This is a genomic window from Aminobacter sp. DSM 101952 (assembly GCF_001424795.1).
In the GTDB taxonomy this organism is placed as follows: domain Bacteria; phylum Pseudomonadota; class Alphaproteobacteria; order Rhizobiales; family Rhizobiaceae; genus Aminobacter; species Aminobacter aganoensis.
In genome coordinates this window covers 1-24,829 of the sequence record NZ_LMCL01000018.1, presented here as the reverse complement: position 1 = coordinate 24,829, position 24,829 = coordinate 1, and the positions used below count along the sequence as shown (strand labels likewise).

The following is a 24,829-nucleotide window of genomic DNA, read 5'->3' as shown; positions in this document are numbered from 1 at the left end:
GTCATGTGCCGCGCAGAAAGGCCGGACATATGACCGCACCGTCCTCATGTGGGGAAATCGACTGAAAGCATCCTTGCACCGCGGGCCGTTCCACATATCACGGGTTGATCGAGGAAGATCCGGGGCTGGATCAAGGTTGCCATCACAAGAGCGGCTTTGGGTTGCGAACTCCATGGGGCCGCAATACATCGATCTCTCCGGACCAGCCCGCACACCGCTGTCTCAAGCTCGTCCCAGGCCAGCAAACGCATTCGGCCAACTTCGCCAAGCGGCTGCAACTCCAATGCCGACGATCCTCACGACAAACGCTCCCGGGGACGGGTCCATGGCGCCGGTAGCCAGGCATCAATCGGGCTAGCAGCCGTTCAAGAAAGACGTGCCAATCGTGTCGGCAAGATATGCCTGCTGCGGTATCGCGGTGTTCCCGCTATCGACAATAATGGATCGGACCGGAACCCAACGTTTGAGCATTTGACGAATGCGCTCACCTGCGATGGGTGCAGCCTTGCGACTCCTCGAAGGCAACGGCCTTTGGCTGCCCATCAGAAGCCCATGTAGCTGAAGTCCACGTTGGCCGTGAGCTCTCGTCTGCGATACGCATTGTTGTCGAAACCAAGAGGACCTTTAGGATCCTGTAGCCGGTATCGTGATGGACTTTGCAGGGCATTGGGCGGGTCTGTGCATGACTTCCCGGAATCAAGACTAACAGGCGCCTCGCAGCCCTCGGTTTATTGCAGGGCCGCGTCGATGTGATCGAGGCTTCACAGTTCATGGCCAAGGGCCCCGGCCGATCCGGCCGGGGCCCTTGGCTGAGGCTCAGTCGCCGCGCCGACCGTTCGGGCGGGACCAGATGAGCGAGAAGGTGTCGCCTTCTTCGTCGTCGAAGAGATTGGCGTAGATCGGAGCGTTGAAGCTCGGATCGTCGAGCTTGAGGCCCAGATAGTTGCGGCCCTCATTCGAGGTCTTGGCCCAGGCGGCACCGATTTCGGCGCGGCCGATCATGACACGGTGGCTGGGGGCGTTCTCGCCAGAGGCGCGCTGGTCAGGGATGATGCGGACGTTCTTGGCCTGGACGCTGAGCGTAGCAATGTCGCCGGTGAACTCGTTGTTGCCGATCTTCTTGAAAGTGCCGATGGTCGCCATTGTAAGTCTCCGATTTCCGTTCCCGAGACCGCACCATGCGGCCTCGATGGCGATCGGTTGGCCGGAGGCGACCGACGGCGCATCGCTTGCGACCGAAGCAAGGCGGAGGACAGCGCAGGATCGAGTTTCTTGTCTCGCGAGGAATGACGGCCCTGGCCGGCAGGGGAAGAAGATCGAGACTCGCTGTTGCGGCATAGGCGGTCGAGGCGTCAGACGTCCTTCGGGCAGATCAGCCCATTGAAGAGGCCGTTGGAGCGCTCGCTGAACGGATGGCAGGGGAGACGCCGGCGACTATTCCCGCCTGAAACGGCGACAACGCGTTCCCCGTCGCGCCCTACCCCATTCATGCCCACGATGTTAGTACCCCGCGCCAGACGCTTGTGAAACCGCACAGTCGGTCGCTGGTTTGTTGATGCGCAAGACGGTCCCGTTGGCGCTCAGCACCAGTGAGGGTTGCCGTGGGTGGGCGGACATGACGCTGCAGCGCACCGCCGTTCTATGCCAAGGTATTCAACGCCTGTTTGACCGCCATGGTCTCTGGTTTACCGCACTTGTGGTGCAGCGCTCGGCCCATGTAACGTTCCGCCAGATTGACCGTCGCCCGTCGCTCCTATGATCCGGATGAGGCATCGACGCCGACTGCGACTAAGCCGAAGATCGAACATGAGATCGGCCATGCATCGGAAGGCCTCATATGCTTGGCGAAGTCCTGGGTTGGCGTAGTGTCGACAATGGCTGCTGGTGCCGCGAACACCAATGCGATTGCGACTTGGTCACGAATTGACGCGGGGTCCCGGGCAGGATCCGACGCAGAAGTCATTCAGCAACAGAGACCCGATTGTATCTGGCAACGGTACCTTCCGGCACCACAGCCAATCCGAGCATGGCAAGTGAGACCCATCAAGGAGCCAAAAACCGTGCCTGCCTTCCCTTCTGCGGAAAGTACCTTCGCCTAGCCATTGGACTATGCAGGCAACTTCGCCAATCGATCCCGGCGTCATCACGCAGTGCCCGTTCGCGGCCATGCCTTTTGCAGGACTTCAGATTCTGGAATTAGACAACGTCAATTGGCTTGGCTTGAGGCCAGTTGTCCCAGGAACTCGGCGGCGCTCACGCGCCGCCGAACCTCCAGACCGGGATGCCGAGCTTCTTTGCCTTGTCGGCGAGGTTGTCGTTGATACCGGTGCCAGGAAAATGCATCACGCCCCTCGGCACGATTTCCAGCATCTCGTCGTTGCGCTTGAAGGGGGCAGCCCGGCCATGTTTGCTCCAGTCTGGGGCGAAACCGATCTGCGGCACGCTGCGGTTCTTTGCCCACAGCGAGGCGATCTTTTCGGCGCCCTTCGGCGACTTGCCGTGAACCAGCACCATATCAGGATGCTTTTCATGCACCTGATCGAGCTTGGCCCAGATTTGCCGGTGATCACCGAAGTCCAGTCCGCCGGTGACAATAATCTTCGGGCCCGGAGGGATAAGCACTTCCTGCTCGGCTCGTTTCCTGGCCATGAGGAAGTCGCGGCTGTCGATCATAGCCGAGGTCAGGTGGCGGTGATTGACCATTGACCCGGTGCGGGGGAGCCAAGACTTGCCAATCTGGCGTTCGTAGTGCTCGGCGGCCTGGTCGCGCATCAGCTCAAATGCGCCCTGCCGCTCCACGAGCGTCATCCCCTCGGCGACCTGGCGCTCAAGTTCGACCGACTTCACCTCGCTGCCGTCCTGCTGCCGCTGCGACCGCTTTTGGGCCTGCTCGTTGTCGTCGAGTTCGCGGGCGATCCGTTGGGTGGTACGGTGAAAGACGTTGACGGTCGACCAGAGGAGATCATCGAGGTCGGGTTCGAGACGCGTATCGGCCAGGGTCGAGATAAGGGCGTCGAAGATGTCGGCGACAGCACCCGCGACCTGATTGCCGTCTGGCAAGAGTCGTTGGTCGGGCTCGTCGGTTAAGGGGCGGTAGCCGTGGAGTTGGAGCTCATTGAGGACGTGATCCGTGGGTGAAGATTCGTGGTGTGGTTCGTAGTCACCTTGCTCGCGCATTGTTTGCCCCTTGGCTGGACCGCGACCGTCGCGGCCTTCATGGCGCCGAAGCCCACGGGCGGAGCGGACCTTGCACCCGGCTGACGCCGGGCCGCAGCGAACGCGCAGGATGCCGAAGGCCGACTATTTTGCATCGCGATGGAAAGGCGCGAGTTCGGGGGCCTACGCGGCACTGCCGCGTGGGGTGAACGCGGGCCGCCGGAAAATAGTCGGCCGCAGGCATTGCCTGTCCGAACCGTTTGTGGGCCGATCGCCCTCTTGAAGGCCGAGGCGCGGTCCTCTCCAAAGCTCGTGCACGAGAGCGCGGGCCATGTTGGCAACCCAACCCCGCCCCAGCCACCGATCTACGCCGCCAGGAGCATGAAGCGGGCGACGTCCTTCGGTGCGAGCTGCGAGCGGAGATGCGCCATCAGCGCGTCACGGCCGAATGTGCGAAGATCCTCGTTGAAGTCCTCGAGCGTGGGTGACAGGGCAATCGCCTCGATACCGACCGCGTTTGCTCGCTCGATAAGCGAGTTTCGCGCGCCGTCCCCGGCACGATCTTTGTCGCGCACGACATAGAGCCGACGCAGCGCCTCGGGGAATTGGATGGCCGCCAGGTGAGCCGCAGACAGTGCTGCCACCGCAGACATGTTGGGCATGGCTTCGCGAGCCGACAGCACGCTTTCGATGCCTTCGCCGGCTGCCAGCACCTCGCCGGATGGTCCGAAGCGGACCGCGTTCCCGAGAAGATTGCCCATCGCCTTGCGCTGGATGTCGATCGGCGCCTTGCCGGAACCATCTGGGGCGAGCCAGGTCCGATGCGCACCAGTGATCCTGTAGGAAAGATCAGTGACGGCCGCGACCATCGCTGGCCAGGTCTCAGTCGGGCTATGCTCGTCCGGTCGATAGTAGCAACAGGAATGGAAGTGCAGGTGCCCACATCCGTGCAATCCCGTGATCCCACGACCGCGCAAATACGCTTCTACGAGCGTGCCGCCGATTGGCTGACACATGGCGACCAGTCGGCGTGCTGCGTCGGCGGACCCTGATAGTGCAGACGCGCTACCGTGCTGTTTCGGCCCCCGCTCGGGGTCGGGCGGTGGCATGCTGAGAAACAGACGGGCCTCTTCTGCGACGTCGGCGAAGTCGATGAGGCCCAGCGATTCACGGATCACGTCGAGCAGATCGCCGTACTCGCCGGTCGCGGCATCGGTCCATTTACCAGCAGGGCCTTTGGCGGTGTTCTTTAAGCGCACGAACATAGATCGGCCGGGCGTGTTGCGAACGTCGCCGACTTGCCAATAGTTGCCCTGTCGTCGGCCGGCGCCGAGATAGCGTTTGCATACCGCCTCGGCCTGTTGGCCGAGACGAGATGCGAGGTCGAAAGCGTCGTAGCGGGCCATCACGCAGCCTCCCGCTCGCCGATGCGGACCACAGGATAGGTGTCGAGCAGCTTGCCGAGCACCGTCAATCCCGTGCCGTCGATCGGCACGAAGAACCGCAGCGACCAGGAGATGATCTCGGTGAACAAGCCATAGGCGCTAAGGCGCTCGCGCATAGCCTCAGTGAAGCCGGAAAGCTCGATACGGTTCGCGCCCATGACACGGACGCGGCGAAGCTGCAGCCCCTCCGCAAGGTCGAGAATCGTCCGCCCGTCGATGAGGGCTGCATATGCAGCATCAGCCGGTAGATCGGTGGCGTCCTTTGACGCGGTGTTTGCTGCCCACGCCGGAGAGACGCGGCGACCAATGATGCGCTCGCCATCATCAGTTTGAAGCCGATAGACGCGGGTCGACTCGTTCGGCAGGCGCTTCCATACCGGCAGCAGCAATCCAGCGACGATGTGGATCGTGCTTTCGCTGAAGGTAGGAACGTCGTCGAGTTCGCGAGACCATGCTGCCGTGAACGTGCCGCGATCGGCCTCCTGCCAATGGCTTTCCGCCATCGACTTAAACGAAGCGTGGTGATGTTCCATCGGTCGGATCAGCCGGATGCGTCGCTCGATCTCACCATCGTCCAGCATGAGAGATGGCGCGGGGATCTGCACGGCAGCTCGCCCCGAACGCTCGTTGATGAGCAGCGTCGCGCCGCGATCGCCAAGCCAGCTGAGCGCGTCGCCCAGCGACAGCGGACGATTGCGAGTCCTCTGTGTGATTGTCAGCAGCCGGGTTTCCGCGCCCGATGCCGGGTGGGTGTAGATGTTGGTGCGATCGGTGACGACAAAGCTTTCCGCCGTTAGGGTTTCGAGGCCGACGTCATAGAGGCCGCTGGTGATCGCGCCCGTCACCTTCGCATCGAGCAGTTGTTCGAAGGCAGTGAAAAGGATGCCCTGCAGCTCGATGGTAAGTGCAAGCAGCCGGTTGAGGAAGGTGGTGATCGGCGGCAGTTCGTCCTTGATGCCGTTGTCGTCCATCAGCTTCAGGCCGGTGGAGGACTCGAAGCGGTGGAGCGAACAGCCCTCGATCTTGCCGCGCACGATCAGAAGATAGAGCTGAAGTAGCGCGTCGCGGGCGTAGCAGGATTCCAGATTGTCCTCGGGTCGGAACAGGCCCTGTCCGCCGGTCTGGCGTTGGCCGCGGGTGATTGCGCCGAGCGTATCGAGCCTACGCGCGATCGTGCTCAGGAAGCGCTTTTCCGCTTTTACGTCGGTTGCGATCGGGCGGAAGAGCGGCGGTTGTGCCTGGTTCGTCCGATTGGTGCGGCCGAGCCCCTGGATCGCCGCATCGGCCTTCCAGCCCGGTTCGAGTAGGTAATGCACGCGCAGCCGCTGATTTTTCACCGACAGCTCCGCATGGTAGCTGCGGCCGGTGCCGCCGGCATCGCTGAATACGAGCACACGTTTCAGATCATCCATGAAGGCGGCGGTCTCGGTTAGGTTCGAGGACGGTGCACGGTTCTCCACCGCCAAACGGTCGCCCTTACGGACAATCCGCCGCGAGCGGCCCGTCACCTCTGCCACAATGTCGGTGCCCAAGCGCTGGACGATCTGGTCGAGAGCGCCCGGCACGGGCGGAAGCGATGCGAGGCGTTCGATCAGCTCATCGCGGCGCGCGACGGCTTCGCGGCTCTGAACCGGTTGGCCATCACGATAAACCGGACGAGACGACAGGTTACCCTCACCGTCGGTGAAGGGCTCATAGAGCTGCACCGGGAAGGAATGGGCGAGATAGTCGAGAACGTATTCCCGCGGCGTGATATCCACACGCAGGTCGTTCCATTCGTCGGTCGGGATCTCAGCCAGGCGTCGTTCCATAAGGGCTTCGCCTGTCGACACGATCTGCACCACCGCGGCATGGCCAGCCTCCAGATCGTGCTCGATCGAGCCGATCAGGGTCGGCGTCTTCATCGACGTCAGCAAATGCCCGAAGAAGCGCTGTTTCGCAGACTCGAATGCCGAGCGGGCGGCGGATTTCGCCTGCCGGTTCAACGTCCCGGTCGAGCCGGTGATATTGGCGGCCTCCATCGCCGCGTCGAGATGATTGTGGATGATGGCAAATGCGCCGGCATAGGCGTCGTAGATGCGGCGCTGCTGGTCGGTGAGTTGATGCTCCACCAGCTCGTATTCCACGCCGTCATAGGAGAGCGAGCGGGCTGTGTAGAGTCCGAGCGAACGCAGATCACGCGCCAGCACCTCCATCGCCGCGACGCCGCCATCCTCAATCGCCTCCACGAATTCCGCGCGCGTGGCGAAGGGGAAGTCGTCGCCGCCCCAGAGGCCAAGGCGATGGGCATAGGCGAGATTATGGACTGTGGTAGCGCCGGTTGCGGAAACATAGACGACGCGGGCATTCGGCAAGGCGTGCTGAAGCCGGAGGCCGGCACGGCCTTGAAGCGAGGGGGCGAAATCGCCGCGTTCTCCCTTGGCGCCGCCGGCGTTCTGCATCGCGTGGCTTTCGTCGAAAATGATCACTCCGTCGAAGTCGGAGCCCAACCATTCGACGATCTGCCGGACGCGCGAAATCTTCGCGCCCCGTTCGTCGGTGCGCAGCGTGGCATAGGTTGCAAATAGGACGCCTTCCGATAGCGCAATGGGCTTGCCCTGTGGGAAGCGCGAAAGCGGCGTAACCAACAGGCGCTCCATACCGAGCGCGGACCAATCGCGTTGGGCGTCCTCGATCAGCTTGTCGGACTTGCTGATCCAGACGGCCTTGCGTCGGCCCTGGAGCCAATTATCCAGGATGATGCCAGCCGACTGACGGCCTTTTCCGGCTCCGGTCCCGTCGCCAAGCATGAAGCCGCGGCGGAAGCGAACGGCGTCGGCCGCATCGTCGGGCGCGGCTTTCACGACATCGAATGTCTCATCGACCGTCCATGACCCGGCGAGATAGTCGCTGTGCGCCTCGCCGGCATATATCACCGTCTCGAGTTGAGCATCGGACAGCAGGCTGAGGATGTTCGCCGGCAGGGTGGGCCGGTAGTTCGGCTTCGGCGGCGCGATGCTCGCCATGGCGGCAGACTGGACAAGTTTGGTCGGGTGCGCCTGGGCACCGGGAATACGGATCGACTGCAATCCGTATTCCTCATAGAGCGCATCGGTCATGTGTGTGCCCTCGCTTGGCGTCCAGTCCACGGTCTCGTAGCTGAGTTCGATACCGCCTAGATCGATAACGGGAGCCGGGTGCGCGACGGCTGACCGCGGAACGGCTGACCGCGCGAGATAGCCGCGCACCGCCTTCGACGTCGTGGCAACGCGCATAGCGGAAGGCGCTGGGAGCGTGACTGGCAGACGTGGCGGAACATGCTGCTCGATCCAGGCGAGCAGTGTCGCTACGTTGGGGGCGGAGCCGACCGATGCCGGCAGCAGGATCGGGTCAGCAGCGGGCGTCTTGTCGATGACGGTCAACCTGGTGGGAAACGTCGTGCCGTGCTTGGCGTAGATAGAACCGGCAATGGAGGTGGAAAAGACGACGCTGCCGCGCTCTTGCAGGCGCACGAATGCATCGCGCCAATCCGGCTGGTCCGGCGCGACATTTGCACTGGTGATGGCCACGAGACGGCCACCGGGCGCGAGCCTGTTCAAGGCCGAGGAAATGTGACGGAACCCGGCATCGGCGACGCGGCCGGAGACATTGGCCATGGCCGAGAACGGCGGGTTCATAAGTACGACAGAGGGAGCGGCGGCGCGATCAAGGTAATCGTCAATCTGCGCGGCGTCGAAGCGCATGACGGTGACGGCCGGGAAGAGAGAAGAGAGCAGCTCTGCGCGGGCATCGGCCAATTCGTTGAGGATCAGCGAACCGCCGGCCGTCGATGCCAGAATGGCGAGCAGGCCGGTGCCAGCTGAAGGTTCCAGCACGACGTCGCCCGGTACTATGCCCGCAGCCGTGACTGCGGCAAGGCCGAGCGGAATCGGCGTCGAGAATTGCTGGAGCGCCTGGCTCTCCTCCGAGCGGCGGGTGTGGGTCGGGAGGAGCCCGGCGATTTTTGTAAGGGTGGCAAGTTGCCCGGCCGGAGACCCGGATTTGAGGAAAAGCGCACGTCCGTATCTACGAAGGAATAGGACTGTGGCGACCTCGCAGGCTTCATAGGCAGCCTTCCAATCCCACGCACCGGAAGAATCGGAGGCGCCGAACGCCGTCTCCAGCGCGGTGCGAAGGAGATGCCTGTCGATACGCTCCCCGCGCTCGAGATAGCCCAGCAAGTTCTGGGCCGCAGACAGGACAGCGGGCACACGGACAACGGGCGCGGCCGGTGCGGCCACGGGCAACAGGAAGGTCATGGGGAGATCCTCAGGAGAGCGGGAACGGACAAGCCCAACCGACGCTCTCTCTCGAACGGCCTGGACTCACTTCGTTCAGGCGACCCCTCACTCTCAAGAGCTGGCATGAAAAAAGCGCCCCGCCTGAAGTCGGGGCGCTCCGGAAACAGGACTGCCGAACAAGGCCGGCGATACAGGCGTCGAAAGTATTGCGTGGAGCACGCCGGCCGCCCCGCGTAAAAGTGCTATTCGGCTGCGATCAATTCAGCCGGAAGGACATCTTCGGGTCCTGTCGCCTCGGTATCCTCGCCCTGTTCAACCAGGAAGGCGGGAAGGTCGACATCGCCCTCGTCCAGCGCCGCTGGCTGCACATGGTCGCTGGTCGCGTTATCGAACATACGCAACGGCTCCGGCAGCCAGCCGGTCCCGGCGAGAAGGCGCTCGGCTTCGTTGGCCATGTCGCCCTTCTTCAGGTGATGGATGAGTTCGGCCGCCCGCTCGCCAGCGCCCTCGCGGACGGCTTCGAGAATGCGACCCTTCGTGACCCGGCCGAGGTAATTTTCGACTGTCGGCTTCCAACCCACTGCGACCATATCGAGTCCCGTGGCAACAGCGAGCCGGTCGGCTTGCGCGAGGCGCACATCCAGGCCGTGGCGACTGATGCCCGACACCGCGTGCGGATTTGGCCGCTCGTAGAGCGCATTGACCCCAAAGCTCACGCAATGGGCCAAGAGGTCGAGGCGCGTGCCATCGTCGAGCTGTTCCAACCAATCCCAGAGGGTCTGGTCGTCTGCGGGAATGTGATCCCCCCAGCTTTGATGGCGTGCGCGCTCCGATTGCGCTGAAGGGCTGCCCTTCATCTCGTGGGACTGACCGGAGAGATAGAGATGTTTAACGCTCGCTTCGAGGCAACCAGTCGGTGCGGTGATCCGGAAGGTATCGCTGACCAGCTTGTGCAGCAACATGGTCAAGGCAACTTGCGGATTGTTCGCCACAGCGTCGCGCAAGGCGAGCGTCCTATGAGCCGTCAGTTCGATGATCAGACGCTCGGGCAGCGGCTTCAAGCCGTCTTCCTCAGCCTCCCCATCGGCTTGAGCGGGCTGACCGCCGATGGTGATGTCGGCGCGCTGCATGATAGGGGCGCGAATTTCGCCGGTTTCGGGATCGACCTCTTCGTCCGATGTTTCATGGTCGGCCTCGGCCGACCGCTCGTCTTCAGGTCTGACATAGCCGCGATCGACAGAAAGCGAGCCGTTGGCGTCAATGCCGACGAACACGCCGGCCATGGCGACCTGGGCCGGATCATAACGGACAGGACGGTTGTCGAGGGCTTCAAGGGCTGCTTCGATTTCGCCCAGGCGCTGGTCGATCTGGTCGGGGAGCTGGTCCGTCTCCTCATATTCGGTGGTCAGGCGATCGAGTTCCGCCTGCAGCGCTTCGCGTGTCGCTTGCTCCTCCGCAGTGATGTCGAGCGGAACGCCCTCAATCTTTCGGAGCCCATGGGTGACGCCGTAAGGGAGGCTGAGGGCTGCTTCGACCCATTTCCAACCTTGGGCGGCAAACTCGTCGGCGATAACGGTCAGCTTTTCGGAGACGAGCCGGTCCAGTAGCCCGACGTCTTGAAGCCAACCGCCGTCATCAGACTGGAAAAGATCCCGCAGGACGATGCCGCCTGCGGCCTCATAGGCGTTGATGCCGACGAAGACAGCACGTTTGTCGGAAGCGCGAACAGTCGTCTCGGTCAGCATACGGCGGATCTGATAGGGCTCCTTCTGCCAGCTATTGCGCACGGCATCCCAAATCTGATCCTGGCGGGCATGGTCGTGCGACACGCTGAAGGCCATGAGCTGCTCGAGGGTCATGCCATCATCGGCATAGACGTTCAGAAGCGTAGGTGAAACTGATACCAAGCGCAGGCGTTGCTTCACGATATTGACGCCAACGAAGAAGGCGGCTGCGATGGCCTCCTCGGTCATTCCCTTCTCCCGCATTGCCTGGAAGGCCCGAAACTGGTCGAGCGGATGCAGCGGCGCGCGCTCGATGTTTTCGGCCAGAGAGACCTCGTCGACGAGAATGTCAGAGTTTGCGGCCGATACGATGCAGGGAACCGGCGTCGTTTTGTTTAGGCGCTTCTGCTTGGCGAGCATTTCGAGCGCGCGATAGCGGCGACCGCCGGCGGGAACTTCGAACATGCCCGTCTCCTGACCCTCGCCGTCGAGGACGGGCCGGACATGAAGGCTCTGAATGAGGCCCCGCCTGGCAATCGACTCGGCGAGCTCCTCGACCGAGATGCCGGCCTTTACGCGCCGGACGTTGGACTGGCTGAGCACCAGCTTATTGAAGGGGATATCGCGCGAGGACGATAGGGTGATCTTCTGAACGGCAATTGCCATCGCAGTTACTCCGCGACGGGCGCCGAGAGCCTCTCTCTCGAACCTATACCCGTCACGAGCGAAGCGCCGCCCTCTCACTCTAGAAGGGCAGCGCAAAAGTTACGGAACGGACCCACGACGCAAAGCCGATTAAACGGAATCGCCCGTTATGGGGATCAGGCAGCGCGGTCGAGCAGCTTCTTGGCCCTGCCCTCCAGCTCCAGCCGCGCATCCTGATGGATTTTGTCGCGCGCGAGGGCGGTGATGCCGGCGACAAAGTCGAAGATCGACTCGGGCGGGCGGCCTTCTTCTGCAAATACAGTCTCGATGATCTTGCCGGTCTCGGCCTTCGAGAACCCGCGCTTTCGCAGAAAGTCTGTACGGTCGTCATCGGTCTTGGCGACAATCCGTTCACGCGCGGCCTTGACACTGTTGATGAACGGGGTGGGTGAGGAATTCGCGAAATTCAGCAGCGCTGGCGCGGCCTCGTGGGCGAAGCGCGATGCAGCATATTTCGAATGACGGATGGTGATCTCCTGGAAATCTTCGACCCCCCAGAGATTTCGATTCTGGCAGACCGCACGGAGATAAAAGCTCGCCATGCCGAGGGTCTTGGCACCGACTTCAGAATTCCAGCAATAGAAGCCGCGGAAATAGAGGTCGGGTGAACCGTCGGGGAGCCTACCGGCCTCAATGGGATTCAGATCGTCCACCAAGAACAGGAATACGTCGCGATCGGACGCATACAGCGTCGTTGTGTCCTTGGTGATGTCGACCCGAGGATTGTAGACGCCGGTCGACCAATCCAGCACACCGGGCACTTTCCAGCGGGTGTCGCCCGTGCCGTTGCCGGCAATCTTCTGCACCGCCTCAACCAGTTCATGGTCATAGATGCGGCCATAGTCAGGACCAGTCACGGCACGCAGGTCGACCCGTCCGTTCTCCGTTTCGAGGGTCTTGATCTGCTCGGCCCGGTGCGACGTGAGCCCATATTGCAGGTTTATGCCTGCGAGCGCTGCCGGAAGCTGACGGAGATAGGCGGCGGGCGCTCCCACCTGGCTGGCGAGCTGACCAAAGCTCCAATGGGTCGGCGCTACAGGGGTATCCGATCCGGGCAGGATCAGAGATAGGCGCTCCGGGTCCGATCGACTGGCCTCGACATGGATAAGAGCAGTTTCGACCACGCGCGTTCGGCTGCGCTCGGTCCGGGCGCGGACCGAGCGGCCCAGCTCGGTGAGCGACAGATAGCGTTCGTCAGCCGGGCGGGAGAACCACTCGGACGAGACTCGCCCGATGCGCTCTCCACGGCTGACATCAACCTTATACCCGCCGCTCAATTCGCGGCGAGCCTCGAGAACCTGCATGTTCATGGGACCAAACTCCATGACGGGCGCCGACAGCCTCTCTTTCGACACTCAACCCGTCATGGATTTCCCATTCCCACTCTCACTCTTCGCGGCGCGCGAGCGCGGCGCGGACACCGGCTTACACTTCGCTTCCGTTCCCATCGGAAAGCAGAGCAGTGGGGACTTCAATTCAGTGTAGCTGAATTTATTTGCTGCACGGTCGCCTGCAACGATTGCTTTCAGCCCAGGTAAACCGCGCCGCCTTCAGACGTCGTTCGCGCTCCGCTGAATGTGACCAAATTCAATCGAGCATTTTGGCTTCGACCAGAATGCCGGTTTCTCGGCAAAAGATTTCGAAGACGTCCCGCGCCTCAGCGGGTTCGATCGCACCCGCGACTGCCGATTGAAGGCTGTTTGCGGCCAAATAGTAAAATGAGTTTCGCTTACCAGAAGGCCATGCATCAAGGAAGTCGATGGCATCCCTAACGGAGGCAATAGCGAAAAACGCGAAATCACCCTCTTTGACCCATATGCTCGGCCTAAATTCCATCCCCCTCAACGCGCGCACTGATCATCGGGTTGCAACTTGCGACGCCCCATGAATCGTTGCGGCAGAGACCCGATCCCTACCCGATGTTTTTAAGATTAGGATCTTCGGACCGCTTGGCAGCTATCTCGGAGAGTAGTGGTATCCTCACGACGTCAGCAAACCCCTGCGGACAAATCAGGAGGGGGAACCGTCCCCTGCTCCACGGGTTATGGTCCCTTGAGGTCGACATTCCTGACCGGAGCAAGAATATCGTCGCGGCATCAAATCGACCTACAAACTCTAAATGCATCTACCAGTGTAGATGCATTGTCCTTTTTCTAGGCTTGGCTCTTTGGGGTTGCTCGGGACAACAATCGGCATTGGAGCCATCCGGCGAGGAAGCCGCGAGCGTTGCCCAGCTGTTTTGGGCGATGGTGGGCGGCGGCGCGGTGATATGGATCGGCTTGATGGCACTGCTAGCTACCGCAATCCGGGGAAAGCTAGGACCGATCGACAATCGAGCTGCCACCCAACTCGTATTTTGGGGAGGTGCGGTTCTCCCGTCCGCTGCATTGGTCGGCTTGCTTGGTTATGCACTCTGGTTGATGCCTGGATTGAGGCCCTTCGCAAATTCGGGAGCGCCTCAAGTCATTATTGAAGTCACCGGTCGGCAGTTCTGGTGGGATGTGATCTACCGGCTTCCGGATGGAGTTCAGTTCCGAACCGCAAACGAAATCGTTTTGCCAGTTGGCCAGCGCGTTGAGTTCTCACTTAAAAGCACTGACGTGATCCATTCCTTCTGGATCCCATCGCTTGCCGGCAAGGTGGACATGATCCCGGGCCGCACCAATCGGCTTTCCCTTGTCGCTACCAAGGAAGGCCGCTTCCGTGGACCCTGCGCTGAATATTGCGGGACCTCCCATGCATTCATGGCCGTGGAGGTAACCTCCCTTCCTGTGCAGGAATTCGCCCTCTGGACCGAAAGGCGAAGGCAGCCATCGCCAGGCATCTTAGCTCCGGGCTCGGAGCTCTTTGAAAAACATGGCTGTGGCAGCTGTCATCGTGTCGAAGGGACCAGCGCCGCAAGCCGGGTCGGGCCTGATCTGTCACATCTGGGATCACGCAACACGCTTGGCGCGGGCATCCTGCCCAACACGCCGGAGACCATTTCGAGCTTCATAGTCAGACCTGATGCAATCAAGCCCGGCACGCACATGCCAGCTTTCGACATGTTGCCTCCGGACGACATCCGGTCGATCGCCGTTTGGCTGAAAGGGCTCGAATGAACACCCGCGCCAGATCCTCGGCACCACCAGGAAAAGCGCAGGAACAGCGCCTACGGGAAGTGTGGCGCACACCATCGGGCTGGCGGTACTGGACATCTGTCAACAATGTGGATGTCGGCGTTTGGTACGCCGGCGCTGCTTTCGCGTTCATGCTTTTTGCTGGCGTGCTGGCACTGATTATGCGAGCGCAGCTGGCCGTACCCGACAATGATCTGGTGTCGGCCGACTTCTACAACCAGGCCTTTACACTCCACGGCACGGTGATGATGTTTCTCTTCGCCGTGCCGATATTTGAAGCGATAGCGATCTTCCTTCTGCCTCCGATGCTCGGCGCTCGCGAGCTTCCGTTTCCGCGACTTGGAGCATTTGGCTTCTGGAGTTTTCTACTCGGCGGCGTTTTCGTTTGTGGGTCAATTTTCTTCAACGCAGCGCCATCGTCCGGCTGGTTTATGTACCCACCCCTGGCAACGGACGAGAAGCTCTCCGGTATCGGGGCCGACATATGGTTACTCGGCCTTTCATTCATCGAGGTCGCCTCCATTGCCGCGGCGGTCGAGATCATCGTCGGCATCATGAAATGTCGCGCACCCGGAATGCGTATCAACCTGATGCCGCTCTTTGCCTGGTATCTTCTGGTGGTTGCGGGAATGATCCTGTTTGCCTTTCCGCCTCTGATCGCGGGCGACATTCTGTTTGAACTTCAACGTATGTTCGACTGGCCATTTTTCGACCCGGCCCGCGGCGGCGACCCGCTGCTGTGGCAGCACCTGTTTTGGATCTTTGGCCATCCGGAGGTCTACATCATCTTTCTGCCCGCCATCGCATTGATGGCGATGATCGTGCCTACCTTCGCGCAACGACCGATTGTCGGCTATTCATGGATCGTGCTGGCGGCAGTAGGGACAGGTTTCTTGTCTTTCGGCCTGTGGGTTCACCACATGTTCACAACCGGGCTCCCGCAGATATCACTCGCCTTCTTCTCTGCCGCCTCCGCTGCAGTGGCAATCCCGACCGCGGTCCAGATATTCGTCTTCATCGCGACCATGCTGGCAGGTCGTGTTGTGCTGTCCATTCCCATGCTGTTTGGGGCCGGCAGCATTGCGACCTTCGTCATCGGCGGCCTCACCGGGGTCATGGTTGCGCTGGCGCCATTCGATTGGCAGGCGCATGACACCTATTTCGTGGTCGGGCATCTCCACTATGTGCTGATTGGTGGGATGCTGTTTCCCGTGGTGGCCGGGATCTATTACTATTTTCCGCTGATCAACGCACGGCATCTGTCCGTTCGATGGGGCAAGATCGCCTTCTGGCTGATGTTCACCGGTCTCAACGTGGCTTTCTTCCCTATGCACCTGACGGGTCTGCGCGGAATGCCGCGCCGGGTTTTCACTTATCCGAGCGATCTCGGCTGGGATTGGCTCAATCTCATGTCGACAGCAGGGGCATATATCTTCGCGGCAGGTGTCTTGATCGTCGTCGCAGATATCGTGCGGCCGAAGCATGGAGATCCCAAGAGCGCTCTTAACCCCTGGAATGCCGGCACGCTGGAGTGGATTTCTGAGCCGGAAGAAATGTGGGGGGTGCGTTCAATCCCGATCGTGGAAAGCCGCTACCCGCTGTGGGATCAGAAAAACCTTGTGGCAGACGTGAACGCCGGACGCTTTTACCTGCCCGACGTCGAGGAGGGACGCCGTGAGGGCATGGTCACTTCGGTCCTGGATGCCAAGCCCGAGCAGGTGATCCGGGTGCCGGCAACCGGCGGTATCACGATGATCGCGGCAGTTGCCCTTGCAGCCGTATTCCTGACACTGACCTTCAAGTGGTGGTTAGCTGCATCATTGGCAGGGTTCGCTACGCTGGCGACGATCCTCTATTGGCTATGGACCGGCACGGCCGAAATCCCGAAGAAAGCTGAAAGGGAGGCGGGACTCGGGCTCGTCCTGCCTCTCTACACATCCGGCCCAGCCTCAGTCGGATGGTGGGCGATGTTCATCACGATGACAGGCAACTCCACCGGTTTCGCCAGCCTCGTCTTTGGTTATTTCTTCTATTGGACTATTCATGCGGATTTCACCGCTGGCGCCACCGGACCTGGCTTGACCTGGCCGCTAATTTCGGTCGCTCTTTTCGTGTTGGCCTGGGGCACGATGATGCTGGCACGCTCACTCAATGCGAACGGATCAGTTGGCTTGATGCGCACAATTCTCGTGACATCGTCGGTCCTCACTATCGCTGCGGCCGCCGCCGCACTGGCCGGACCTTGGCTTCATCGCATGGACCCTGTCGCCCACGTCTACCCGGCCATCGTCTGGGTACTTGTCGGATGGACCGTTGTCCATGCCGGTCTGGGCGTAATCATGCAGTTTTACTGCCTGGCACGCAGTCTCGCCGGCAGGCTTACGCCGACCCATGACATGGACCTGCGCAACACCTGCCTGTACTGGCATTTTCTCGCGTTGATGGCAGCCATAAGCGGAGCGATCATCGGTCTGTTTCCGGAGGTTGGCGGATGACCCGGATCTTGCCCAGCGAAACAGATTCGCTTTGGACGCTGTTCACCGCACCGGTGATATGGGCACTGCATTTTCTCGTCTGCTATGTGCTGGTAGCTGTGCACTGCCAGAAGCCTGGGGTGCTCGGCATCGGGTTCGATTCGGTACGTTTGATCATCGCCGCGACCACAATGGCGGCCCTTATCGGGATCTTAATGTCGGCCTGGCTTGCCTGGCGGCAATGGGGATATGGCCGCGATGACCCGCCGCATGACGATCCGACATTGCGCGACCGTACCCTGTTCCAGGGATTTGCCACACTGTTGCTCTCCGGCTTGAGCTTCGTGGCGGTCGTGTTGGTCGCAATGCCCGTTTTGTTCATTTCGGAGTGCCTGCGATGAGACGCACGGCATTAGCGGTGGGCTTGGCATTGCTCGGCCTGATATGGGGCGGCCCTCTGATCTCGACCTGGCGAGGCTCTTTCGCATCACACATGTTGGCGCATATGGGGGTCGTGGCTCTGGCCGCCCCGCTTATCGCAATCGGGCTTTCCAACTACTCTCGTTCCTGGCGCATCCCCGGGTGGGCGCCGATCATAGCATCGCTCGTCGAACTGGCCGTCGTTTGGGCATGGCACATGCCGGAAATGCGTTTGCTGGCCGAGACCTCAACCTTCGTCACGGCCATCGAGCAAGCCATGTTCCTGGTCGCGGGCCTGCTTGTTTGGATTGCATGCCTTCATCAGCCACCGCATGACATGCGGCCGGCGGCCGCCGGTGCATTTGGTCTTCTGTTCACCTCCATTCACATGACCCTGCTTGGCGCATTGCTCTCCTTGAGCCCGCGCCCGCTATATGGGGAAGGCACCGTGACCTGCTTTGGCCTTGAGTTGTCCGCTAATCAGGACCAGGCGCTCGGCGGCGTGTTGATGCTGCTTGTTGGCGCAGTTGTCTATCTCGCCGGCGCCCTGTGGCTGTTTGCCCGGCTTCTGCGTGAGCCCCCCGCCATTTCGACCGGACACCCGTGATGGAACTCCGTTGGAAACATCTGGCTATCGCTCTAACGATCTTTCCGGTTGCGATTATCGTCTTTGCCTGGATCGGCTTCTTCAATATCGGGGCTTCGACAGGACACTGGAAAGTCACCGAATGGCTGCTCCATTCAGCCATGCGGACGGCGGTGAAAACCTACGCTCTGCTCGAGGTCGACGCTCCGGCGCAATTGCCGCGCCATGACATCGGGCCTGCGGCCGGTCATTTCGCACGCGGTTGCGCGATCTGCCATGGTGCGCCGGGAGAGCTTGTAAGCCCATCGGCGCAACGAATGTTGCCACCGCCTCCTGACCTTACCGAAAAGGTCGGCGAATGGAATGACGCCGAGTTGTTCTGGATCGTCAAATACGGCGTGCGCTTCACCGGCATGCCAGCATGGCCAACGCAGGCGCGCGACGATGAAGTTTGGGCCATGGTCGCCTTCCTCCGCGAACTTCCCGGCATGAGCGCACAATCTTATCGGGCGCTTTCGCTCGGACAGAGCGGCCGGCTGGAAATTTCGCCGCGGGGCTTCGCCAACGCGATTGCAGAGTGCAGCCGGTGCCATGGTAGAGACGGGCTGAAAGCCGGCGGCCTCGTTCCGATCATAGCTGGCCAGAAGGAAGGTTATCTCCTGGCGTCACTTCGCTCCTATGCGGATCGAGAGCGACGGAGCGGTATCATGGCGCTGCCAATCTCGGCCTTGGACCCCGCAGTCTTCCCGGATGTCGCTCGCCACTTTTCCCGGCAGCCATCCCGTCTGCGTCAGATCATGCCCGATGAAGACGATCGTTCGGACGGGGCGCGCATCGTCTTTGGAGGGGCGCCTGATCGGGCTATCCCGTCATGCTTCGGGTGTCATGGGAACACAGCCATCAGAAATGAGACTTATCCCGACATAGCCGGACAGGACGAACACTATATCGCAAATCAGTTGCGACTGTTCCGGGCCGCGGCCAGAGGCGGGGGCCAAAATGCGCATCTGATGCACAAGTCGGCGGAACGCCTGTCAGATGCCGATATAAACGCACTTGCTGCCTTCCTCGGAGCTCTTGCCGCAAAGAATGCAACCCCAACCGCGGCGCAACGTTGAGGTCCTGGGGAAGATTTCCGATCTCTCCAGGAGGTGAAGTCAGGTGAAGAAATTTTTGATCGCATCCCTGGTCATTGTCATCCTGATCGCCGTCGCTGGAGCCGTCGTGGTCTTCTCGTCACGAGAACAGGCGACGGTGGCTATCGAGGACCAGTATGGTCCCAATCCCACATTGCCCGAGCCTGATCCGCGCCTGCTACCGACTGTTCACCAGGCCAAAGCCGTGCCTTGGAAAGAGGGCGAGATGCCCACGCCGGCAAAGGGATACGTGGTCACCTTGTTCGCTGACGGCCTCGACCACCCGCGCTGGCTGCATGTCCTTCCAAATGGCGACGTGCTGGTCGCCGAGAGCAATAAACCGCCGCAGGAAGAAAGCAGCGTCGGCATTCGGCGCTGGGTCGCACAGCTGGTAATGGGCAGCGCAGGCGCCGACACCCCGAGCGCAAATCGGATTTCAATCCTGCGCGACGCCGATGGTGATGGCAGCGCCGAGTTCAAGCAGCCATTCATCACCGGCTTAATGTCTCCCTTCGGCATGACGCTTCTGAACGACAAGCTCTATGTCGCTAATGCTGACGGCATCGTTGCGTTTCCCTACACGGAAGGCGCAACCGAGATCGCGGCGCAGCCGGAACAGGTCACTGACCTGCCGGCGGGCCTCAACCATCACTGGACCAAGGACGTCAGAGCTTCTCCGGATGGTACCAAGCTTTATGCAACTGTCGGGTCCAACAGCAATGTTGGCGAGAACGGCATGGACGTCGAGGGAGGCCGCGCGGCAGTTTACGAGATCGACCTCGCAAGCGGAAAAAAGCGGCTGTTTGCGACTGGATTGCGCAACCCTAACGGCCTGTCCTGGCAACCAGATAGCGGTAAGCTGTGGGTGGTCGTCAACGAGCGTGATGAGATAGGCAGCGATCTGGTGCCCGATTACATGACGTCGGTAGAGGATGGCGCCTTCTACGGCTGGCCATACAGCTATTTCGGACAAATAGTAGACGATCGCATCGAGCCGCCGCGGCCAGATCTCGTAGCCAAGGCAGTCAAGCCTGACTACGCGCTTGGCTCGCACACCGCTTCTTTGGGTCTGACTTTCAACACTGGCGAAATGTTCGGACCCGAAATGAAGAACGGCGCCTTCATCGGCCAGCACGGCTCGTGGAACAGAATGCCCCGCAGTGGCTACAAAGTGGTTTTCGTTCCTTTCAACGCCGGCGAACCATCCGGACCTCCCAAAGATATTCTAACTGGGTTCCTGCGTCCGGACGATACTGCTGCTGGTCGGCCGGTGGGCGTGGCCATCGGCCGAGACGGCTCGCTGCTTATTGCTGACGATGTTGGTAACAAGGTCTGGCGTGTGGCATCCGGAGGCCAACAGCCATGAGCTCGACAATGCCGGCCCTGACCGCCTTTGCCCTCAACTGTTCGCTAAAGACTTCCGAGGACGATGAGCCCAGTTCCACCGACAAGATGATCGCTGACCTCTTCAGCTTTCTGCAGCCGCATGGTGTGACGGGCAGTTCGCGCCGAATGGCCGATCAGAACATTCCGCCCGGCGTCCGGTCAGATGAAGGCGGCGGCGACGAATGGCCCGAACTGCGCAAGCTGATCCTGACTGCAGATATTTTCGTTCTGGCCACGCCGATCTGGATGGGCCAACCCTCAAGCTTGGCCAAACGTGTGCTGGAGCGCTTGGACGCATTCCTGTCCGAGACGGATGATCGCGGCAGGATGCCCAGCAGCGGCAAGGTCGCGGTCGTTCTGGTGGTCGGCAATGAGGACGGCGCGCATCACTGCCATGCAGCCTGTTTCCAAGCACTGAACGATGTCGGCTTTACCATACCGGCCAATGCCGGCGGCTATTGGGTCGGTGAGGCCATGCAGGACGTGAACTACATCGACCTGAAGAAGATTCCCGACAAGGTCAAAATGACGCTGGAGATGCTCGCCTCAAATTCAGCGCATCTGGCGCGCCTGCTCCGGCAGGACAACTACCCAGGAGTTGATGAGTAAGCGGACCGAGGCGACAACTGCCGGACCCGCGAGCCAATGCCGCAAACGCTGGACCTCATCGAGGGGATACAAGGTGCAAGGCCAGCTCCGAAAAACACTCGATCCCTGTAATGACCTCACTCTACGGAGCCGATCTGGTCACATTGTTTCGGAATCACGCTTGGACCCCTGCTTCAAAATGGCAGCTAGCTCCTACTTTCCGCCATGTCATCGGCATAGCAGTTTCGTCCGCCAGTTCCAGGATAGCGCCTGGTGGCCGTAGCTGAAGCGATTTTGGTATGTGTAAACATCTAAGGTCGTCCCAAGCTCTTCGGCAGCAGCCCGAGATCTCTTCCACGGTAGTCGATCTTCCGGCGCGTGATGCTCTCCAACATCGTATCGAGCCTGCCAATATGGTCGTTTAAGAGCGTGTAAGTTTCGTTGAATGGCTTCAGCGAGATGAAACACTTCTGAATTGCCGCGCGAAGCGGGATCGCGGCCAGGACAACCGCCTCGATTTCGCTGTCTGTCAGTTTTTCGCTTCTGCTTGGACGGCCCATGACGCTACTCCTCCCGCCAGACTGGAATGCGCCTGAACTTGATCGACACAAGCCTACGAATCTTCCTGCCAACCATCTCCCTTGGACCAGAGAAAATGCGCTGGACCCGGAGAAACCCATGTCCGCCGCGAACACTCTCGCACGTCATCTGAGCGGCCAGAGAAACGACGTCGACGTCGCCGAACAGTTGCATGAGGTCGGTCGGATAATAGGCATGCTCGCTTGCAATAGGCGCAGCTGACCAGGACGAGCTCACGGGCATCGTTCAGCTTGGACAGCGGAAAGGTTCGGTGTAGGCATTAGAACAAAATAGGAACAATCTCCTTGCGGTGTCAATTCACATCGCGCTAACCTACGGGCATGAGCGACGAACAAACATCCGCCCCGAGGCAGACGCCGGCTGGCCTCTACGAGCATGGCTGCGAGCACCCCGGCTGCAAGAAAGACGGGGGCTGGGGCTTCGCCCTCGGCAAGACCGCGGAGCCCCACTGGTTCTGCTACCAGCACAAGGCGGATGGCGAGCAATACATCCGCTGAGTGTTTTTGCGAGGCGCCCTCAGGATCGTAAGTGCAGGTCGAGCGTTTAAAATCTTGGGAGGAAAATCTCCATGACCCGTAACACAGACGAAGACGCGCAACTCGATATTTTCCGCCGGATCGCAGCTGGAGCAACCTACACGACCTACACATTGGCTGAAGAGTATGGCCTGTCCGACGGCCAGGCCCGTGCCCTTATCAGGCTGCACGGCCCGTCCCGTGAGAAGCTGGACAGGATTATAGCGGCTCAGCCGTTTCCGTAGGTAGGGGCGATCATGGCCACCAGCGAGTATCTTGATGCAAACCTCGAATGCCGTATTGCGGGACAATTCGCTTGAGAATTCCTGAAACCCGGAAGCCCGTGGCGCCTATCTCGTCACATGGGAATTTCTGACGGATTTGGAACGGCAAGGCGGTCGAACGGCGTGATCAAGCTCGAAAAAGGCTAGGTGCGCAAGGTCGGACCAGAATGACGAGGCGAAGTTACAGATGACTGAAGACGAAATGCACGAAGCATATCGTGAACGGGCGACGATGAGCCGCGTCATGGGTGTCTATGACCTTGAGGTCAAAGCAGATGCCCCCATCCAGGAACTTCCGCTTGGGGCTGCCATCAGGTTTGTCGCACTTGCGCCGATGCATGAATTCGACGTTCATGCTGCTGCCGTGCTCTATGGCCGCACAAGAAGCTTGCCTGCTCAGGATTGTGCCCAGCTATGGGCAAGATTTGGCAGCACGCTGATCGAAGGTTAGGGCAAAAAAGGGGGCCCAGACGGGCGTCGGGCCCCAACTCAAACCTGCCCTGGTCGTAAAAAGGCAGGAGGGGAGCGCCGGAAAAATGGGCTGCAGGTGACACTCCCGCTCTTCAAACAAAATTGGCATGTATTGGTTCCAGAGCCGGCAAGGAGACCTCCCTGTAAGCAACGACGAGCAGATCCAGAAGAAGAATAGCGCAAACAGGTTACGGACTTAGCCGGTCCGGCGCATAACCCAGTCTAACAGCTAGGGTTATGAGAACATTCGCGCACGAACGCGGAACATCTCCGACATCCGCCAACCTTGAAATTGGAGGCCGGACGTGTACGCTATGGCGTTTCGTTCTCTTTTCGAGGTCCAACTGCTATGACATCGACAAGACATCTGAACCACAGGCTGGAATGTGCCTACTGCAAAACCATCCGGTTGTGAATCCCGGAGGACGCCAACCCCGACACTCGTATCGTATGCGATGACTGCGGCCGATTTCTCGGAACGTGGGACGAACCCCAGAGGGTTCTGTGGCGGCAAGGTGGTACGAACGGCGCTTTCCTCATCGATGAGGGCCGGTTCCGCAAGATCGGCTGACCACAGCGATCCACTAACGCCGCTGCTTGGGCCCACGGGCCGCTTGGTAGCCCGCAGTGTGTCCATCTCCTCCAAGGGTGAACGAGAATGTGGCTCGGCAAAGCACGCAAACTCTGCTCGGTTCGTTCGATGTCGGTATCATGCACATTCCCCGCGGCGGTAAAGTCCGCAGCGCTATCAAGCGTTCCATCAGCTTTCGGGCATGTGCTCCCCGCGCGCGTCGTCGTCTGACAAATGGCGCAATTGTAGGAGGTAGTCATGCAAGAGTTCGCGAATCGCATCTTGCCGCGTCTGATGTCTATCTCGCCTGTATTGGTCTACCGCGAGCAAAACAGGCTTTGAGAACCTGAGATGGACCGCCTCAGTGCCTGATGGCGGGCGTCCTCGCTTGCCATAATTTCTGCCCATCACCGATAACCCTCACCCAAAAGGAAGGTTACGGTTGGTGCAAACAAGGCGCAATACCTCAATTTGAGGTAAATTAGCAGAAAGTGACAAGCTCCGCATGCCACATGGCTCAGTTTAGCTCATGAGGGTGGAGAACGGCGAGCTCGGTAGGATGTACGGGCATTTCGACGAAGGCAGACGCTTTTTCGAGCACCCTATCCTGCCACCGCAGACGGGATGCCGAGTTCATTCCCATGCTTCAGCGTTCCATGACCCCGGTAGTGATGGCGGACGATAGCCCGTCCATACCCATTATGACGCCAAAGGACTGGAACCGAAATGGGGGCGGCAGCCGCCGCAGCAATCATCCCGGTCGTAGGGACAGACGATTGCCTGGGAAACGACCGCGCCGAGTGCGGCCATTCGTTTCCCTCGCCAATCAGGGACACGGCCCGCGTGAAGGGGAAGAGATCGGCGCTACCGGTACGCCGTGCCATGCAAACTGGAAACCTTGAGGAGCAATTCACAGATGCTGACGACGACCTGCTGAAGGAGAGGACTAGGCCGCCTGTTGGGCTCGAAGGGCAACCCGTACACCACGCGAACCCTTGCCGATTATATCCTTTCACCGGCTCCTAAATCAAAATAGCTATGCGCTTGGATAGCTCCAATATGCGATTGACGAACATCGAATGAAGATTAATTTTTAAGAAAACTTTCCGGCTGCAGATCACTCCTTAGCTGTTGATTTTTGCAGTGGAGACTGTCGATGTTTAACCAGAGCTTTTCAGTACTAGAAACAGTCTCAATCGCTGAAAAAACCCTTAGGATAAAAGCCTATACTTCAAGTGATTTTGTTGATTCTATTTGGAAAAGTTTCGACATACCCATGCCGCGAGTAGCTCTGTTCCCGCAGGCAAGCGCGAAGTTTGGCAATCTCCGCAAGATCTTCAAGGTCGTTGAGAGTGGAGAGGTCGACGCGATAGTGCTCACGGACGAACGG

Annotated in this window: 19 protein-coding genes and 1 pseudogene; 11 read left to right on the top strand and 9 right to left on the bottom strand. The window is 60.2% G+C overall.

The features are described 5' to 3' along the window. Positions 1–816 precede the first annotated feature (816 nt). The 7 genes from ASC75_RS13815 to ASC75_RS13785 form a co-directional block, all read right to left on the bottom strand. Entirely contained in the window at positions 817–1,143 is a 327-nt protein-coding gene (locus ASC75_RS13815) for a DUF736 domain-containing protein (protein WP_055976250.1), read from the bottom strand. A 1,110-nt stretch (positions 1,144–2,253) separates the two neighbouring features. Next, complete coding sequence (locus ASC75_RS13810) at positions 2,254–3,177, bottom strand: DUF2493 domain-containing protein (protein WP_055976248.1); 924 nt, start codon at positions 3,175–3,177, stop codon at positions 2,254–2,256. Between the two features lie 344 nt (positions 3,178–3,521). Continuing rightward, positions 3,522–4,562, bottom strand: coding sequence for a toprim domain-containing protein (locus tag ASC75_RS13805; protein WP_184117441.1), 1,041 nt, complete (start codon positions 4,560–4,562; stop codon positions 3,522–3,524). Then, entirely contained in the window at positions 4,562–8,878 is a 4,317-nt protein-coding gene (locus ASC75_RS13800; RefSeq protein ID WP_055976242.1) for a strawberry notch-like NTP hydrolase domain-containing protein, read from the bottom strand. The genes ASC75_RS13805 and ASC75_RS13800 overlap by 1 nt, the downstream gene beginning before the upstream one ends. Before the next feature lie 224 nt (positions 8,879–9,102). Beyond that, complete coding sequence (locus ASC75_RS13795; RefSeq protein ID WP_055976240.1) at positions 9,103–11,250, bottom strand: ParB/RepB/Spo0J family partition protein; 2,148 nt, start codon at positions 11,248–11,250, stop codon at positions 9,103–9,105. 155 nt (positions 11,251–11,405) lie between these two features. Next, the gene (locus ASC75_RS13790; RefSeq protein WP_055976237.1) at positions 11,406–12,599 is read right to left on the bottom strand and encodes a hypothetical protein; all 1,194 of its coding nucleotides are present in this window, start codon (positions 12,597–12,599) and stop codon (positions 11,406–11,408) included. A gap of 277 nt (positions 12,600–12,876) precedes the next feature. Beyond that, on the bottom strand, positions 12,877–13,125 hold the full coding sequence (locus ASC75_RS13785; RefSeq protein ID WP_055976234.1) for a DUF982 domain-containing protein: 249 nt from the start codon (positions 13,123–13,125) through the stop codon (positions 12,877–12,879). A gap of 359 nt (positions 13,126–13,484) precedes the next feature. Between ASC75_RS13785 and ASC75_RS13780 the strand changes: the two genes are divergently transcribed. The 7 genes from ASC75_RS13780 to ASC75_RS13750 all read left to right on the top strand — a co-directional run bounded on the left by ASC75_RS13780 (position 13,485) and on the right by ASC75_RS13750 (position 21,019). Further along, a complete protein-coding gene (locus tag ASC75_RS13780; RefSeq protein ID WP_244487840.1) occupies positions 13,485–14,390 on the top strand; it encodes a cytochrome c oxidase subunit II in 906 nt (301 codons plus the stop codon). Further along, a complete protein-coding gene (gene ctaD, locus ASC75_RS13775; RefSeq protein WP_055976222.1) occupies positions 14,387–16,903 on the top strand; it encodes a cytochrome c oxidase subunit I in 2,517 nt (838 codons plus the stop codon). Before ASC75_RS13780 ends, ctaD begins: the two co-directional genes overlap by 4 nt. Then, complete coding sequence (locus ASC75_RS13770) at positions 16,900–17,283, top strand: hypothetical protein (protein WP_055976218.1); 384 nt, start codon at positions 16,900–16,902, stop codon at positions 17,281–17,283. The genes ctaD and ASC75_RS13770 overlap by 4 nt, the downstream gene beginning before the upstream one ends. Next, positions 17,280–17,909, top strand: a complete 630-nt coding sequence (locus ASC75_RS13765; protein ID WP_055976216.1) for a cytochrome c oxidase assembly protein — start codon at positions 17,280–17,282, stop codon at positions 17,907–17,909. The genes ASC75_RS13770 and ASC75_RS13765 overlap by 4 nt, the downstream gene beginning before the upstream one ends. Further along, the gene (locus ASC75_RS13760; RefSeq protein WP_210309558.1) at positions 17,909–19,006 is read left to right on the top strand and encodes a c-type cytochrome; all 1,098 of its coding nucleotides are present in this window, start codon (positions 17,909–17,911) and stop codon (positions 19,004–19,006) included. Before ASC75_RS13765 ends, ASC75_RS13760 begins: the two co-directional genes overlap by 1 nt. A gap of 106 nt (positions 19,007–19,112) precedes the next feature. Beyond that, on the top strand, positions 19,113–20,390 hold the full coding sequence (locus ASC75_RS13755; RefSeq protein WP_244487841.1) for a sorbosone dehydrogenase family protein: 1,278 nt from the start codon (positions 19,113–19,115) through the stop codon (positions 20,388–20,390). A gap of 8 nt (positions 20,391–20,398) precedes the next feature. Beyond that, positions 20,399–21,019 carry an NAD(P)H-dependent oxidoreductase gene (locus tag ASC75_RS13750; RefSeq protein WP_055976255.1) on the top strand — a complete coding sequence of 207 codons (621 nt, stop codon included), beginning with the start codon at positions 20,399–20,401 and terminating at the stop codon, positions 21,017–21,019. Positions 21,020–21,309: 290 nt separating this feature from the next. Here ASC75_RS13750 and ASC75_RS13745 read toward each other — a convergent pair whose 3' ends face one another. Further along, positions 21,310–21,558, bottom strand: a complete 249-nt coding sequence (locus ASC75_RS13745) for a hypothetical protein (RefSeq protein WP_055976207.1) — start codon at positions 21,556–21,558, stop codon at positions 21,310–21,312. Between the two features lie 360 nt (positions 21,559–21,918). Here ASC75_RS13745 and ASC75_RS26460 point away from each other — a divergent pair, with 360 nt between their 5' ends. From ASC75_RS26460 to ASC75_RS26055, 3 genes are all read left to right on the top strand, one after another. Beyond that, positions 21,919–22,095, top strand: a complete 177-nt coding sequence (locus ASC75_RS26460) for a hypothetical protein (protein WP_184117440.1) — start codon at positions 21,919–21,921, stop codon at positions 22,093–22,095. A gap of 71 nt (positions 22,096–22,166) precedes the next feature. Next, positions 22,167–22,358, top strand: coding sequence for a hypothetical protein (locus ASC75_RS13735; protein ID WP_055976203.1), 192 nt, complete (start codon positions 22,167–22,169; stop codon positions 22,356–22,358). 226 nt (positions 22,359–22,584) lie between these two features. Continuing rightward, on the top strand, positions 22,585–22,848 hold the full coding sequence (locus tag ASC75_RS26055) for a hypothetical protein (protein ID WP_156381261.1): 264 nt from the start codon (positions 22,585–22,587) through the stop codon (positions 22,846–22,848). A gap of 1,246 nt (positions 22,849–24,094) precedes the next feature. Here the strand turns inward: ASC75_RS26055 and ASC75_RS26050 are convergent. Next, positions 24,095–24,323, bottom strand: a pseudogene (locus ASC75_RS26050) (DUF763 domain-containing protein); the annotation flags it as partial. A 272-nt stretch (positions 24,324–24,595) separates the two neighbouring features. Here ASC75_RS26050 and ASC75_RS26565 point away from each other — a divergent pair. Next, the coding region (locus ASC75_RS26565; RefSeq protein ID WP_156381260.1) for a hypothetical protein at positions 24,596–24,829 on the top strand (234 nt) is incomplete at its 3' end.

Bases quoted from the DNA above. Each gene is read 5' to 3' on its own strand.
- ASC75_RS13760 (WP_210309558.1), top strand. From the start codon at position 17,909: ATGGAACTCCGTTGGAAACATCTGGCTATCGCTCTAACGATCTTTCCG.
- ASC75_RS13815 (WP_055976250.1), bottom strand. From the start codon at position 1,143: ATGGCGACCATCGGCACTTTCAAGAAGATCGGCAACAACGAGTTCACC.
- ASC75_RS13770 (WP_055976218.1), top strand. From the start codon at position 16,900: ATGACCCGGATCTTGCCCAGCGAAACAGATTCGCTTTGGACGCTGTTC.
- ASC75_RS13735 (WP_055976203.1), top strand. From the start codon at position 22,167: ATGACCCGTAACACAGACGAAGACGCGCAACTCGATATTTTCCGCCGG.
- ASC75_RS13745 (WP_055976207.1), bottom strand. From the start codon at position 21,558: ATGGGCCGTCCAAGCAGAAGCGAAAAACTGACAGACAGCGAAATCGAG.
- ASC75_RS13795 (WP_055976240.1), bottom strand. From the start codon at position 11,250: ATGGCAATTGCCGTTCAGAAGATCACCCTATCGTCCTCGCGCGATATC.
- ASC75_RS13790 (WP_055976237.1), bottom strand. From the start codon at position 12,599: ATGAACATGCAGGTTCTCGAGGCTCGCCGCGAATTGAGCGGCGGGTAT.
- ASC75_RS13810 (WP_055976248.1), bottom strand. From the start codon at position 3,177: ATGCGCGAGCAAGGTGACTACGAACCACACCACGAATCTTCACCCACG.
- ASC75_RS13785 (WP_055976234.1), bottom strand. From the start codon at position 13,125: ATGGAATTTAGGCCGAGCATATGGGTCAAAGAGGGTGATTTCGCGTTT.
- ASC75_RS13805 (WP_184117441.1), bottom strand. From the start codon at position 4,562: ATGGCCCGCTACGACGCTTTCGACCTCGCATCTCGTCTCGGCCAACAG.
- ASC75_RS13800 (WP_055976242.1), bottom strand. From the start codon at position 8,878: ATGACCTTCCTGTTGCCCGTGGCCGCACCGGCCGCGCCCGTTGTCCGT.
- ASC75_RS26055 (WP_156381261.1), top strand. From the start codon at position 22,585: ATGACTGAAGACGAAATGCACGAAGCATATCGTGAACGGGCGACGATG.
- ASC75_RS26460 (WP_184117440.1), top strand. From the start codon at position 21,919: ATGAGCGACGAACAAACATCCGCCCCGAGGCAGACGCCGGCTGGCCTC.
- ASC75_RS13750 (WP_055976255.1), top strand. From the start codon at position 20,399: ATGCCGGCCCTGACCGCCTTTGCCCTCAACTGTTCGCTAAAGACTTCC.
- ASC75_RS13765 (WP_055976216.1), top strand. From the start codon at position 17,280: ATGAGACGCACGGCATTAGCGGTGGGCTTGGCATTGCTCGGCCTGATA.
- ctaD (WP_055976222.1), top strand. From the start codon at position 14,387: ATGAACACCCGCGCCAGATCCTCGGCACCACCAGGAAAAGCGCAGGAA.